This is a genomic window from Plantibacter sp. MPB07 (assembly GCF_046619465.1).
In the GTDB taxonomy this organism is placed as follows: Bacteria; Actinomycetota; Actinomycetes; order Actinomycetales; family Microbacteriaceae; genus Plantibacter; species Plantibacter auratus.
Map to the genome: position 1 here is coordinate 1380824 of NZ_CP177043.1, position 13969 is coordinate 1394792.

At 66.8% G+C, this 13969-nt stretch carries 10 protein-coding genes and 1 tRNA gene; 2 read left to right on the forward strand and 9 right to left on the reverse strand.

Going from position 1 to position 13969, the window contains the following annotated elements; all coding sequences use genetic code 11:
* Positions 1-261: 261 nt before the first annotated feature.
* The 3 genes from ACLIME_RS06495 to ACLIME_RS06505 form a co-directional block, all read right to left on the reverse strand.
* The gene (locus ACLIME_RS06495; RefSeq protein ID WP_411558463.1) at positions 262-3912 is read right to left on the reverse strand and encodes a hypothetical protein; all 3651 of its coding nucleotides are present in this window, start codon (positions 3910-3912) and stop codon (positions 262-264) included.
* A 326-nt stretch (positions 3913-4238) separates the two neighbouring features.
* Positions 4239-4847, reverse strand: coding sequence for an HNH endonuclease (locus ACLIME_RS06500; RefSeq protein ID WP_124769470.1), 609 nt, complete (start codon positions 4845-4847; stop codon positions 4239-4241).
* 372 nt (positions 4848-5219) lie between these two features.
* A tRNA-Pro gene (locus tag ACLIME_RS06505) sits at positions 5220-5296 on the reverse strand.
* A 221-nt stretch (positions 5297-5517) separates the two neighbouring features.
* On the opposite strand from ACLIME_RS06505, the gene ACLIME_RS06510 reads away from it, so the two are divergent.
* Positions 5518-5718, forward strand: coding sequence for a hypothetical protein (locus ACLIME_RS06510; protein ID WP_056005177.1), 201 nt, complete (start codon positions 5518-5520; stop codon positions 5716-5718).
* A 78-nt stretch (positions 5719-5796) separates the two neighbouring features.
* Here ACLIME_RS06510 and ACLIME_RS06515 read toward each other — a convergent pair whose 3' ends face one another.
* The 4 genes from ACLIME_RS06515 to ACLIME_RS06530 all read right to left on the reverse strand — a co-directional run bounded on the left by ACLIME_RS06515 (position 5797) and on the right by ACLIME_RS06530 (position 10842).
* A complete protein-coding gene (locus ACLIME_RS06515; protein WP_137241552.1) occupies positions 5797-7617 on the reverse strand; it encodes a long-chain-fatty-acid--CoA ligase in 1821 nt (606 codons plus the stop codon).
* Positions 7618-7771: 154 nt separating this feature from the next.
* Complete coding sequence (locus tag ACLIME_RS06520) at positions 7772-9292, reverse strand: flotillin family protein (RefSeq protein ID WP_411558464.1); 1521 nt, start codon at positions 9290-9292, stop codon at positions 7772-7774.
* A gap of 46 nt (positions 9293-9338) precedes the next feature.
* Entirely contained in the window at positions 9339-9827 is a 489-nt protein-coding gene (locus tag ACLIME_RS06525) for an NfeD family protein (RefSeq protein WP_071260715.1), read from the reverse strand.
* Between the two features lie 100 nt (positions 9828-9927).
* On the reverse strand, positions 9928-10842 hold the full coding sequence (locus ACLIME_RS06530; protein WP_411558465.1) for an NUDIX domain-containing protein: 915 nt from the start codon (positions 10840-10842) through the stop codon (positions 9928-9930).
* 146 nt (positions 10843-10988) lie between these two features.
* Between ACLIME_RS06530 and ACLIME_RS06535 the strand changes: the two genes are divergently transcribed.
* The gene (locus ACLIME_RS06535) at positions 10989-11636 is read left to right on the forward strand and encodes a TetR/AcrR family transcriptional regulator (protein ID WP_194644719.1); all 648 of its coding nucleotides are present in this window, start codon (positions 10989-10991) and stop codon (positions 11634-11636) included.
* 93 nt (positions 11637-11729) lie between these two features.
* Here the strand turns inward: ACLIME_RS06535 and der are convergent, their stop codons facing one another.
* A complete protein-coding gene (gene der / locus ACLIME_RS06540; RefSeq protein ID WP_085514417.1) occupies positions 11730-13238 on the reverse strand; it encodes a ribosome biogenesis GTPase Der in 1509 nt (502 codons plus the stop codon).
* On the reverse strand, positions 13225-13962 hold the full coding sequence (gene cmk, locus ACLIME_RS06545) for a (d)CMP kinase (protein WP_064295487.1): 738 nt from the start codon (positions 13960-13962) through the stop codon (positions 13225-13227). The genes der and cmk overlap by 14 nt, the downstream gene beginning before the upstream one ends.
* Positions 13963-13969 lie beyond the last annotated feature (7 nt).

Here is a 13969-nt window from a genome sequence, read left to right on the forward strand (position 1 = left end):
GTTGGAAGGGCCAAGAAAGCTGTGCTGGTCTAGTCAGCCTCAGAGGACAAGAACGGGCTCTCGATGAGCCGAGATCAATGTGTCGCCGTCTAGCGCTTTGGTCCACATCTTCGGGTGGGGGGGGGGGGTACACCCCCCAACCTACAAGAATTGGGCAATTCGTTCTTATGTTAGTCGGAGCGAAGTACCCCTACCGTGCGACCTTCCGGATCTCGGAAGGTCCGTTCGGCTCAGATTTCGGAAACTCCGAAAGAACAACGCCTAGAAGTCCATCCCTTCCAGGAATCGACGTGCCTCCTCGTCGTTCCTTCTTCCTTCGTCGCGGTACGTCTCGGCAATGTCACGGAGAGTGGCTGCGGTGCGCGGGTGTGAGGCTTGCACTGCCTCCGCCCACGCCGAGTACTTGTTAGCCAGGTCGTATTCCTGCTGCCCGCCTTCAGTCATCCCGCGAGATGTGACCCCTCGCTTGTTGTAGACCCCAATCGAGAAGCCCCGAGCCAGACGCTCGTCAGGTGCGTCTTCCAGAATGTCGCGAACTGGCAGCGCAGGATACGTTCCGTCCGGGTCTTTAGGTGAATGTGCGAAGACCTCCCCGATCTGCAGTTCTCCGATCTCGGTGCGGTCGGCTTCTGCAAGCAACTCACGCGCGCCTTCTAGCCACTTACGGAGGGCGTTTGCCTCAACGACGCCTTCGTCATTCGTTCCAGGAACAACCTTCCACTCACGAAGAAGGCGAAACGCATTCGACGCCAGGTTGGAATCTTCAGACGGCTTCTCGACCTGCTCCTCGTTCCTCGCGCTGGCGGGCCTGAAGACCATCTCGATCATCTGGACGAACGTCCGAGGATCTTTGGCGAGCAAACGCTGAAGTGCAGGCATTTCGGCGTCACGCTGAAGCAGTGGCAAGTAGCGCCACTCCAAGAGCGCGATTTGACCCTCATCCACACCGCGGTGCTTCAGGAACGCGAGCAGTCGGGAGATGTCGTAGGCGGAGACGCGTCGCGCCTCAGGGTCGTCGCGAGTGCCGAACTCCTGAAGCGCCTTGATCACCAGAACCTCGTCAACCGCGCCCTCGTGCCGTGCGGCATACATGCTGAGCGCGTCTACGGCGATGGCTGCACGTCCGTGCTCAAGGAGGTTCTGGATTGCTTCGTTGATGTAGGGGAACTCCTCGCCACGGCCGTAGGGCGAAAACTCTGACCAGTACGCGTTGCTCACCGCCTCGTCGTAGTGCCGCAGCGTGTCCCAGGCAGCCGACACATCATCTGCGGACTGAAGAAGGCGAGATTGGAGTAGCGGTCTTGATTCGAACTGGTCGACCCAAGGGCGAATGTCGTCGATCGAGCCGCGTAGGCGACGACGGACGAACCCCTCGGCAAACTGAACCGCGGCCCGGTCTTCGCTGTCGAGTTCCCCGATCACATCGGCATCGACAGAATCGGTGGCTTTGGCCAAGGCTGACCCAACTGCCCATGGAAGCTCAACCGAGGCGGCGAGTCGGCGAACGCCCTCCAAGCCTTCCTCGGCGAAAACCTGTGCGATTCCTGCTGCGCGTCGCTCGCTCAAGGCAGCGTCGTACGCACGGAGTTCGTCGGCAGGTATGCCGATGTCGGGGTGCCAATCGTCGAACAGCCATCGGGTCATGTCTGACGGCCTGGCCGGAGTCAGGTTCTGCGCAACCTCCGCGAGCGGTCCGAGCCACTCCTCAGACAATGACCACTCAGCATCGGCGTACTCGCGTTGGTGTCTCACGTAGCTGCTCAGCGCCTCCCACAACGCAGTGCTCTGCTCGGCAGTTAGTTCGTTTACAGGGAGCGAAGACATGGCTGCGATCGCTTCGTTTCGAACATCCGGCGGAAGTCGATCGAACTTCGGGACGATCTGCTCCCAGCGCGCGGGGTCAGCCTTGGCGAAGCTAAGGAGGAGCGCCCCTGCCGCTTCCAGCGTCGCGAGAAGATCAGCGCGCGTCGCAGGTGTGGTCTCGGACGCCCACTCGCGAAATTCGGGAGTATGGCTCTGCATGCCGAACTCAGAGGTGCTCGGAAACAGCGAGAGCAGGAGATCCCACGAGACGCCTGGGTGGCGTCGAGTCAGGCTTTCCAACGTCTGGATACGAGCATCGAGCGAGGCAGACGTCTGGGGTGACCAGGACCTGAAGATCGCTTGCAGGCTCCCACTCGGTCGGTTGCTCAGGCGACCGCCAGGGTCGATCTCAGCTAATGCTGCGAGAGTCTCAGCGGCATACGCCATGTGCTGCTCCGACCAAGCAATCTCCTCAATCGCCCACAGCAATCCGGAGTGTGGACTGCTCACATTCCAGCGGTCATCGGTGTCCTGGAAGAATCGCTTGGCGAGCGGGTCGTCCCCCTGTGTGGCCTCCGAGATGGCTCGGAGGAACGCGTCCGGAGCTGCCTCTGCCAACAGAGGCAAGACGTCGGAAATCGACGTCCACAACTGCGCCTCCACGTCCTCGTTCGCACGAGTAAATAGGCTCAAGGCAACGCGCTCGGCCCATTCCCGAGCCGACCGCCCTCCGGCCAGGCGGACATCGTCGCCACGCGCGCCCAGTAAGGCGAGAGTCCGAGCCAATCCCTTTCGCAGGTTTAAAGAGTGCACCGGCGTCTTGCCATGCACGGCGGCGGCCCACCTGTCCTCTGCCGCGAGTTCGAGTCGCGGATCTACAGCCCCGAGAACGGTCTGAACAGCCCGTTCCAAGGAATCCAGGTCGCCATCGCTGACTAGTCCGCGGGCCGTTCGCCACGAATCCTGAGGGGACGCAACGGCCCACGTCGAACCAACCTTTGTGAACAGTGGGTCGGGCCGACGGAGGGCTTGCCGAAGGCGCTCGTCCAGGTCTTCCGGCTCGTCCTCGCACAGGCCTGTGAGTACTTCGTTGTCGCCGCTCCGGGACTGGCTCCAGCCTCCTGCGAGCCACGCCCGTCGAACGCCGCGGTTCGCCAAATCCGTCGCCCATTCCCCTGGGTCGCGCTGACCAAAGCGCGTCGCCACGCGGCGCAACGCCTCCAGGCTCTTCGTGCCCGCTCGGACGTATCGGGCGAGACGCTCGGCCGGGACTCCGACTTCTGCGAGTGCCTGTTTAAGCGCCAGGTGGTCGTGCGGCGGCAACTCGATGTCGACGTCGCCGCCTGGGTCGGTGACCACGAAAACCACGTGATGGTTTTCGACCAGGTGGGCTTCTCGCTGCAGTCCCTCCTCGTATGGCAAAAGAATCAGGAGGCTGGACGTCCGGTCCAATCTGATGAGAGTTGGGCCATCGTGCACGAGCAGAGACCGTGCGAGGATCGGCTCCGCGTACTCCGGCCCGACCGCCATCATCGAGCACGCGGCAAAGGCCAGGCCGTCATCGACGCTGGCTGCGCGGATGTAGGTCCGGCCAACATCCTCGGCTAAGCGACGAACGAGGGCAGCGGCCGGATCCGCACGACCGGCGAGGACGACAGCTGGGGTCAGCGTCGGGTCAAACCCTCGGGAATACCTCCCCCACCAATCTTCGATCGACATTGCTCCCAGCGGTCCCAGGCCGAGCAACTCCGACAACCAGACTTGAACTGCAGGCGAGACCTCAAGCGCCTGCTCGATGTCGTCGGCATCGAGAACCCGGATGTCCCGCCAGACTCCCTCCTCCCGCTTCCGCTGCTCCCAGTCCTTCTTAGCGTCCCACCGCCGCGGGGTGACGAAGACGAAAGTGTGCTCCGCGGGGTCGATCCCCTGGGGGTCGTCACTCCTTGACCGGTAGTCGCTCTGAGCCTTCGCCGCGGGGTCGCCACCAACGCCCATCTCCCACACGCTCTCGCCCTCGGGCACGAAGGACGTCGCACGGCCGGCTTCAACGAAACCGTCGTAGCCGGGGAGGCCGACCCCCTCGCCCCCGCGCATCTCCACCCGCTGCACCTGATCATTCTCGGCGCGGATCAGGCGTCTTACCAGGCGGGGCAGGTCGGCCTGGGCAGACCTGGTATCGGCCCATCGGTCGAGATCCGTCGCGTCGGCGAGATGCGGCAGTCCATGCGACACGATGTCCTCCGTTCTGAATGGACCAAGCCTAGTCGCGGCACCGGCCACAGTCCGGGCCATGCAAGTGACAAGGGCTAGGTGTTGAGTGACGCTCGCAACAGGCGTCGCGATCCGAGTGCTGCATCATTTGGGCGGAAGACGCACTGGCGATGCCAAGCATCATGTCGTGGGAATCGTCCATCTCGCACATCACCAACTTCACTTCAGTCCCCCACTCCCCACGTGGGGCACCTCCGGGCTCCTTGGCCTGTGATGCCAGCATCAGGACCCCACCCCTGTTGACCGCGAGTTTCTCGTATCCTGATGTGTCTCGGCTCTCTAGCTCTAGCAGGGGTTGCAGGTCTTCTCCTACCTGATTGTCCACTTCGCTTCCCCGCCAGCGGACGCACGTATGCGTGATCTCTGTTCACCGACTTGCGAATGTTGCAGATCAGGTGAGCGAGCACTGAGTTGTCACGCGTATGATCTCCGCCTCTCGACAGCGGCACGACGTGGTCCAAGCTCGCGCTCGTAGCGTCGGGATCGAGCACTTCGGGGTCGACCTGCTGTCCGCAGATACCGCAAAGCCAATGGTCTCGCTCGTACACCTCCCACTGGTCGAATCGCTCGATGGCCGCCTCCTCCCGCGCCTTCCGCTCATGCTTCGCCGCGTTGCTGCTGACTCGGCGTCGACGATCCATTTCCGCTCGGTAGCGAGCCGAGTGCGTCGGCGCAGGATAGCGCGGCGAATCGACGGGGCGGCGGCACAGCACTCCCAGAAGAAGTAGTCCACGCCGTCGGGCTGTCGGTCCGTAGTGCGCTCGCGACGCCATGCACACAGCACGCCGTCGACTTGGAAAGTGTGGCTGAACAATGGCCTTGAAGCCGTTCGCCTCCTGGGATGTGCGGCCCGATCACCAAAGATGAGTATTAGCCGTCGCTGGTGGCGCCGGAAACAAACATGTCGCCGCTTTCGGCAACGGCTATCACGACCCGCGCGGTGAAGTAGCTGTCGGGCACGTCCTAGACGAGGTATTGGGTGCAGTCGCTCATTCCCCATGCGGTGGCGCTTGCCGAGTGGGCCGGCGAGCGCGTCCCCGTGATTGAAGCGGGTCGAACGGCGCACGAGGAGCGGTTCTGACCACCTGCCCGCGCTGCGAGCCAACGGAAAAAGTCCCGGAAACCAGATGGTTTCCGGGACTTCATGGTCGGGCTGACAGGATTTGAACCTGCGACCCCTTGACCCCCAGTCAAGTGCGCTACCAAGCTGCGCCACAGCCCGATGCCATCTCCGCGGGCGGAGAAGACAACTCGAACAGTCTAGCGGATTCCGAGAGCGCTCCGTGACACGGCTCCGGCGACCACGGCCCGGCCCAGACAGGCCGCATTCGTCGGGTAGGAGGTCTCCCCTGCCCGCCCCCGCACGGGGCACGCTACCGTGACTCGTCCGCGCCCGCGTGACAAGACAAACCGACCGATCCGGTCACCCGACGAAGGACCACCATGCGCTACAGCCACTACTGGAAAGAGGTCCGCGTCGCGGCCCTCACCGCCCTGCCCGTGGCGATCGTCTCGGGCATCGTGCAGGTCAGCCGGAACACGCCGATCGACGACGCCATCATCGGCGGCGCCATCACCTTCGTCGCGTTGTCACTGCTCATCCCCGTGGTGCGCCACTGGCTGCACCCCGAGTCCCGCGGCTGACCACCGCGACACGACGAGGCATCTCCAGGACGCATCCCACGACGTGCCGAGAGAGACGGGCCTGAGCCCGGACAGCCGCTACTCGGCCTTGCGATCCGCGACGAGCTGGTCGCGCACCTTGCGCCGCAGCACCTTACCGATGAGCGACGTCGGCAGCTCGTCGAGCTGCACGACCCGCTTCGGCACCTTGTACGCCGTGAGGCGGGTCCGGCAGTAGTCGCGCAGCGAGCCGGCGTCGAAGACGGTCCCCGCACGCATGACCACCGCGGCCGTCACGTCCTCGCCACCGGAGTCGCGCGGCAGTCCGACCACGGCGGCCGACTCGACGTCCGGGTGCGACAGGAGCGTCTCCTCCACCTCGGACGGGCTCACGTTGAACCCACCGGTGATGATGAGCTCCTTCACCCGGTCGATGACCGTCACGAAGCCGTCCGCCGACACCGTCACGATGTCGCCGGTCCGCAACCAGCCACCCTCGAGCAACGCCTCGCGCGACTCGTCCGGACGACCCCAGTAGCCCTGGAAGACCTGCGGACCACGGAGCAGCAACTCACCCGACTCCCCCGCCGCACGGTCGACCGTCGGGTTCTCGGGATCGACGACGCGGATCTCGGTGCTCGGGAACGGCACACCCACGGTGCCCGGCCGACGCGACGGACCGATCGGGTTGCCGAGCGCCACCGGCGACGACTCCGTCATCCCGTAGCCCTCGACGAGCAGACCGCCGGTCGCCTCCTCCCACCGCGTCACCGTCGAGACCGGCAGGCTCATCGCCCCGGAGATCGCGAAGCGGACACTCGTCAGGTCGACGCCCTTGCGGCTCGAAGCACGCGACAGCGCGTCGTAGATGGGCGGCACCGCCGGCAGGAACGTCGGCGGGGACTTCTTCGCCGCCGTGAGCACCAGCTCCAGGTCGAACTTCGGGAACAATACGAGCCGCGCCCCGATGCTCATGGCGAACGTCAGGCACAGCGTCATGCCGTACGCGTGGAACAGCGGCAGTACCCCGTAGAAGACCTCGCCGCCCTCGCTCAGGCCAGGCACCCAGGCGCGTCCCTGCTCGGCGTTCGCCCGCAGATTGCGATGCGTCAGGATGGCACCCTTCGGTGCCCCGGTCGTCCCACTCGTGTACTGCAGGAGCGCGGTGTCGTCGAGCGTCGGACGCACGACCCGCTTCGACAGCTTCCGTCCGCCGATCAGCCGTTCCCACGGGAGCACGTGCTTCGCCGACGGGGTCGCGGTCATCGCCGCACGCGACTCGCGCGCACGCTTCACCGGCAGCCGGAGCGCCAGACGCTTCGACAACGGCAGAGCCTGGGTGATGTCGACCGAGACGATGCGGCCGCGCATCACGTCGGCCGGGAGGTCGGCGACGAGGTCGTAGACCTTGTCCCACACGATCGCGACGTGCGCGCCGTGATCCTCGAACTGATGCCGCAGCTCGCGAGCCGTGTAGAGCGGGTTGTGCTCGATGACCGTCGCACCGAGCCGGAGCGCCGCGTAGAACGCGACGACGTGCTGCGGGCAGTTCGGCAGCACGAGCGCCACGCGGTCGCCCGGCTTCACGCCGAGCTTGCGGAGCCCCTCGGCCGCTCGAGCGACCTGTTCACCGAGCTCGCTGTAGCTCGTCTCGGCACCGAAGAACTCCAGGGCGATGCGATCACCGAAGCGCTTCACGGAGGTGTCGAGCAGATCGACGAGCGTCTCGGTGACCTCGTCGATGTCGGCGGGCACGCCACTGGCGTAGGACGACAGCCACGGCCGCTCGGCCAGACGCTGACGCTGTGCCTCGCCGGCCTCGGTCGGCTCCGACGACTGCCCGCCCTCACGCTGCTCGGCTGTGTTTCCTCGATGGTCCACGACGATCCTCCAGATGACACCCGTGCGCACCGCACGCATGCCTCCACCCTAGGCGGGCGCGTATGCCCGACCGGGGATGCGACCGGACCGCTTGACAAGCTCCAAAGCGACACCGGTGAATCGCCCGAGGAGTCGTGGAACAACGCCAGAAGCCGGCCACCCGAAGGCGACCGGCTCCCGATGATCCAGCGACTCAGACGGCGTCGGGTGACGCGGGCGTCTTCGGCTGACGCCTCGCGGCCGCGGCCGCGTTGTCGGACATCGCCTGCTGGAGGTTCTCCCCCAGCGCGCCACCGGCGACCCCGCCCAGGAGGGCGGACAGGTCGAGCCCGGTGATGTCCTTGACGACCTTCGGCACCTCGCTGACGACCTGACCGACCGTCTTCGTGACGGCCGACGCACCCTCGGTCGAGATGACCGTGAGATTCGAGATGTTGCCGAGCGGCTCGGACACGGCTCGCGTGATCTCGGGCAGACGGGCGATGATCTCGGACGCGAGCCCGGCCTCACCGTACTTCTTCAGCGCCTCGGCCTTCGCGTCGATCGCCTCGGCCTCCGCCAGACCCTCCGCGGCCACAGCCGACGCCTTCGCGTCACCCTGCGCACGGATACCCTCGGCCAGGGCGATCTGCTTGTCGCGCTCAGCGGTACCGGCGAGACGCACGGACTCCGCAGCCGCCTGGGCGTCCTGCACCGCCGCGACCTTGTTCGCCTCGGCGATGGTCTTGCGCTTGAACGCGTCGGCTTCCGTTGCGGCATTGGCCGCATCTCGGGCCGCCTGCGCGCGCTGGACCGTCGCGTACGCGTCGGCCTCGGCCGGCTTGCGCACCTCGATGTCGAGGCGCTCCTGCTCCACCTTCGCCTTCTCGGCGAGCGCCTCACGTTCCTGCTCCGCGACCAGGCGGTCCTGCTGAGCCGTGGCGAGCTGGCCGGAGGCCTCGGCCTCGGCGTTCGCGCGGTCGGTCTCCGCCTTGATGGTCGCCTGCTTGAGGCTCAGGGCCTTCTGGCGCTCCGCGACCTGCTCCGCCGCTTCGATCCGCGCGAACTCGGACGCACGAGCGGTCTCGGCCTCCTTGATCTCCGCGTTCTGCCGGGCGAGTGCGTTCTCCGCTCGACCGAGGTCGGCGAGGTAGTTGGTGCCCGGCGTCGAGATGTCGGAGATGTTCAGCAGGTCGACCTGGAGGCCTTGCTCGGCGAGATCCGTCTTGGTCGCCTCGACCACCGCTTCGGACAGGGCGTTGCGGTTGGAGATGATCTCCTTGATCGGCATGTTGCCGATGATGGACCGCAGCGACCCTTCGAGAGACTGCTGGATGATCTGCGTCAGCGACCCCTGCTGCGAGAGGAAGCGCTGCGCGGCACGGCGCACACCCTCCGGCGTGCCGGACACCTTGAAGTTCACGCTCGCCTGGATGGCGACCTTGATGAAGTTCGTGTCGACGCCCTCCACGACGATGCCGATCTGGCGCTGCTCGAGCGAGATCGGGAAGCCCTGCTGCAGGATCGGCCAGATGAACACCCGCCCACCGATGACGACGCGCTGCCCGCCGTCGGGCTCACCCGTCTTGGCGCCGGCCCCCCGACCGACGATGACGAGCGCCTGGTTCGGCGGTACGCGCTTGATCCGTCCGGCGACGAACGCGACGATCGCGAGCGCCACCACGACGAGTGCGATCACGGCGATCACCGTGATGTTGGTGGTGATGAAGTCCATAGGGCAGGTGCCTTCCCCTCGAGGGCGTGCTGGTGGATGGATGGAATCAGGGCCGCGTGTCGGCAGCGGCTCCGCTCGATGCGGGTTCGACCTTCACGCGGGAGCCCTGGAGCTCGACCACGCGGATTCGACTGCCGGTCTCGATCCGGGTGTCGGAGAAGGCGAGGCGCGTCTCGATCTCGTGCGGACCGTCGAGGCTCACCTCGCCGAAGGAGGCCGAGATGGTCGACCGGGCGACGCCGTAGAGACCGAGCGGTGAACTCGGCGTGCCGTCCTCCGAGCGCTTGAAGCTCCGGATCATCAGCTGGACGCCGACAAGCACGAGGACACCGATGACGGCCGAGATGACGTACGCGGACCAGACGGGCAGCCCGTTCGCGAGCACGATCGCGCCGACCGCACCGAAGACGGTGAACGCGCTCCCGAGCGCGGTGGCCGAGACCGCCCCGTCCAGGAAGTCGAAGATCTCACCGAAGACCAGGGAGATGAGGACGATCACGAGACCGACGGCGCCGACGATGATGAACAGGGTCATGGCACCAACCCTACTGAACGCCCAGGCGGCGTGCGGGAAAGCGGTCTCCCGCGACGGCGGCGACCGGCCGCAGGCTCCTGTGGAGCGTCTGCCGCTGTCCTCAGACCACTGCGTCGAGCAGGTCCGTCAGCCAGCCTGCACCGCGTGTCGTCGCGCCCAGACCCTCGACGCGTTCCCGCAGCTCACGGTCGGAGGTGACCACGACGACCGCGCCGTCGAGCCCACGGACGACGTCCACGATCGCGTCGTCGCCACTCCCCGCCGCGTCGACGACCGAGACGCCCGCCCGCAGCTCGTGACCAGGGTCTCGCAGGTCGTCATCGGTGTGGACGCCTCGGGCCTGTCCTTCGACGACGGCGACGTAGGCCGGCCACCAGCGGTTGAAGTCGAGGTCGAGCGCCTGGGCGTCGAGTCCCTCGTGCGCGAGACGGCCGAGTCGCGCGACGAACCGCTGCGCGGCTCCTGCGCGGTCCTTCCACCACCCGTCCGGTCGCGAGCCGACGACGTTCGCGACGTCGACGACGACCGTGACGCGGCGCTCGAGCTGCGACCGCAGGCCGGGCCACGAATCGGCGAAACCGGGGTGCAGGGGCAACGCCTCGACCTCGTCGAGCGGCACCCAGGCGAGGGCGATACTCTCCGGGTCGGAGACCACGGGTTCGAACGGCTCGACCGCCTCGACGATCACCGTCGTGTACGACCAGAATCCGAGATCGAGCACGGAGTCGAACCGTAGCTCGATCGACTCGGCGGGGACACCCGCCTCCTCGTGCGACTCGCGGACCGCACCGTCGACAGCGCTTTCGAACTGGTGACGCGCGCCTCCCGGGATGCCCCAGGTGCCGCCGAAGTGGCTCCAGCCGGCCCGATGCTGTAATAGCACACCGCGGGCCCGATCGTGCACCAGGAGTCCGGCTGCACCGAACCGTCCCCAGTACTTCCGGCCGTCTCCGGATTCGACCCAGGCATCCCCGGCGTCCCGGACCGGGCCGCCGGGAGGATGCGCATCAGTCATTGGACCAGCCTGGCACGAAACACTGTGCGCCACCCCCTTGCCCAGGGTCATCTCCACCGCACGTGCGGAATATGTTATATATTGAACTCCAGTATTGCATCGGCCGCGCTCGCGCCCGCCGCACCGAACCCACGCGAAGGACCCTCATGGATGCACGTCAACGCCGGACGCGGGCACGGCTCGCGCGCACGATCCTGCAACTCGCCGCAGAACGCCCCACCTCCGAGATCTCCGTCTCGGAGATCGCCGCACGCGCCGGCATCAACCGATCGACCTTCTACCAGCACGCGGCGGCGCCGTGCGAGCTGCTCGAATCGGTCCTCGCCGAGGAGCTCACGGAACTGAGCATGACCCACCTGGCGACCGTCTCCGCGGACGACGCCCCGGCGGCGATCACCCGGGCCACGGTCGCCGCGCTCCGCCACATCGACGAGCGCGCCGACATCTACCGCGTCGGTCTCGGCGACGACCTCATCGGCGCGAGTCTGCAGCCCATGCTCAACCGGGTCTTCACCTCGACGGTGCTCGACATCTTCGAGCGCGGGGCGATCACCCTCCCCCACGCCGAATGCCTGAGCGAGGAGCAGCGCGAGTTGTTCATGCGATCAGCGGCGCACTTCGTCGCCGCGGGCTCCGTCGCGAGCTTCCGTGTCTGGCTCGACACCCCAGCACCACGTGACGTCGAGTCGTTCCTCGAGGTCATCGGCGAACTGCTCCCGAGCTGGTGGCCGTTCGAGACCGAACACGGGCCCGCCCTGGCGCCCGCCGACGAATCCGCCCTCGCTCGCTCCTGATCACGTCTCGACCAGCACGACGAAGGCCCGGGACCACTCCATGGAGTGGTCCCGGGCCTTCGTCCTCGCCGTCCGGCAGACGGGCGCGGTGGATCAGCGCTGGCGCTTCTCGCGGACGCGCATGTTGACGTTGATCGGCGTGCCCTCGAAGCCCCAGATCTCGCGCAGGCGACGGATCACGTAACGACGGTAACCGGGGTCGAGGAAGCCGGTCGTGAAGAGCACGAAGGTCGGCGGACGGCTCGCGGCCTGCGTGCCGAACAGGATGCGGGGCTGCTTGCCACCACGCAGCGGGTGCGGGTGCGCCGCTGTGAGCTCGGCAAGGAAGGCGTTGAACTTGCCCGTGGGGATACGCATGTCCCACGACTCGAGTGCGACCTCGAGGGCCGGGACGAGACGCTCGAGGTGGCGGCCCGTCCGCGCGGAGATGTTGACGCGCGGCGCCCACGACACGTGCGAGAGGTCCTGCTCGATCTCGCGCTCCAGGTACTTCCGGCGTTCGTCGTCGAGCTGGTCCCACTTGTTGAAGGCGAGCACGAGGGCGCGACCGCTCTCGAGGACGAGGTCGATGATCCGCACGTCCTGCTCGCTGATCACCTCGGTGACGTCGATGAGGACGACGGCCACCTCGGCCTTCTCGAGCGCCGTGCTCGTGCGGAGCGATGCGTAGAAGTCGGCACCCTGCGACAGGTGCACGCGACGACGGATACCGGCGGTGTCGACGAAGCGCCAGATCTTGCCGCCGAGCTCGATCTGCTCGTCGACCGGGTCGCGGGTGGTCCCGGCGAGGTCGTTGACGACGACGCGCTCCTCGCCTGCGGTCTTGTTGAGCAGGCTGGACTTGCCGACGTTCGGGCGTCCGAGGATCGCGACACGGCGGGGGCCGCCGAACTCGTCCTTCGCGACGGCCGAGACCTGCGGGAGGACCTTGAGGATCTTGTCGAGGAGGTCGGCGACACCACGACCGTGGATCGCGGAGACCGGGTGGGGCTCGCCGAGGCCGAGGTTCCAGAGCGCCGCGGCCTCCGGCTCCTGACGGGCGTCGTCGACCTTGTTGGCGACGAGGAAGACGGGGCGTCCGGTCTTGCGGAGTAGCTTGACGACCTGCTCGTCGGTCGCCGTGGCGCCGACCATGGCGTCGACCACGAAGATCACGACGTCGGAGAGGTCGATGGCGATCTCGGCCTGGGCCGCGACAGACGCGTCGATGCCCTTGGCATCGGGCTCCCACCCACCGGTGTCGACGACCGTGAAGCGACGGTCGTTCCACTCGGCCTTGTAGTTCACGCGGTCGCGGGTGACACCGGGGGTGTCCTCCACGACGGCCTCACGACGGCCGAGGATGCGGTTCACCAGTGCGGACTTGCCCACGTTCGGGCGACCGACGATCGCCACGACAGGCAGCGCCGGCAGGAAGCGGATCTCGTCCGGGTCCTCCGTCGCGCCGTCGAGGATGTCGAGGTCGTCGCCCTCGAGGTCGTAGTCGGCCAGGCCGGAGCGGAGGGACGCGGCCCGCTGGGTCGCGAGCTCCTCGTCCATGTCCTGGAGGCGGTCCGCGAGGTCGTCGGGGCCTCCGTCGAACTGCTCGTCATCGTGAGCCATGGGAGTTCCTTGCTGTGAGGGATTCGGTGACGCGGACGACCGCGTCGACCGTCTCGTCGAAGTCGATGTGCGTGGAGTCGACCGTGGTCACTCCGTCCGCCGCGTTCATGAAGTCGACGACCCTGGAGTCCGCCCGATCACGCCGCTGCAGTTGTTCCGCGACGTCGCCGGCAGGGTGGCTCTCGAATTCCGCTGAACGCCTGGCCATTCTAGCCGCTTCGGATGCCGTGAGCAGGATCCGAGCCTGAGCATCCGGTGCGACCACCGTGGTGATGTCGCGTCCCTCGACGACGATGCCCGGGCGGTCGACGTCGGCGATGAGCGATCGGAAGGTCTCGTTGATCCACGCCCGCACCTCCGGGACACGGGCGACGGCCGACACGACGGCCGTCACGCGGGGGCCGCGGATCTCGTCCGTGACGTCGCGATCCCCGAGCGTGAACGCGGTCACGTCCGGGTCGAGGGAGACGGTGAAGGCGCCACCGAACGCGTCGAGCGAGCCGATCACCGCCGCCGAGTCCTCGGGGTCGACGTCCGCATCGAGCGTGTGGAGCGCGAGCGCGCGGTACCAGGCGCCCGTGTCCAGGTAGCGGTAGCCGAGCCGGCGGGCGACGGCCTTGCTCACGCTGGACTTGCCGCTGCCGGCCGGTCCGTCGATCGCGACCACGACGGGTGCGTCCGGCGTCGTCGACGCGTCGGTACTGGTGGGGTGCTGTTCGGTCATGTCTCTT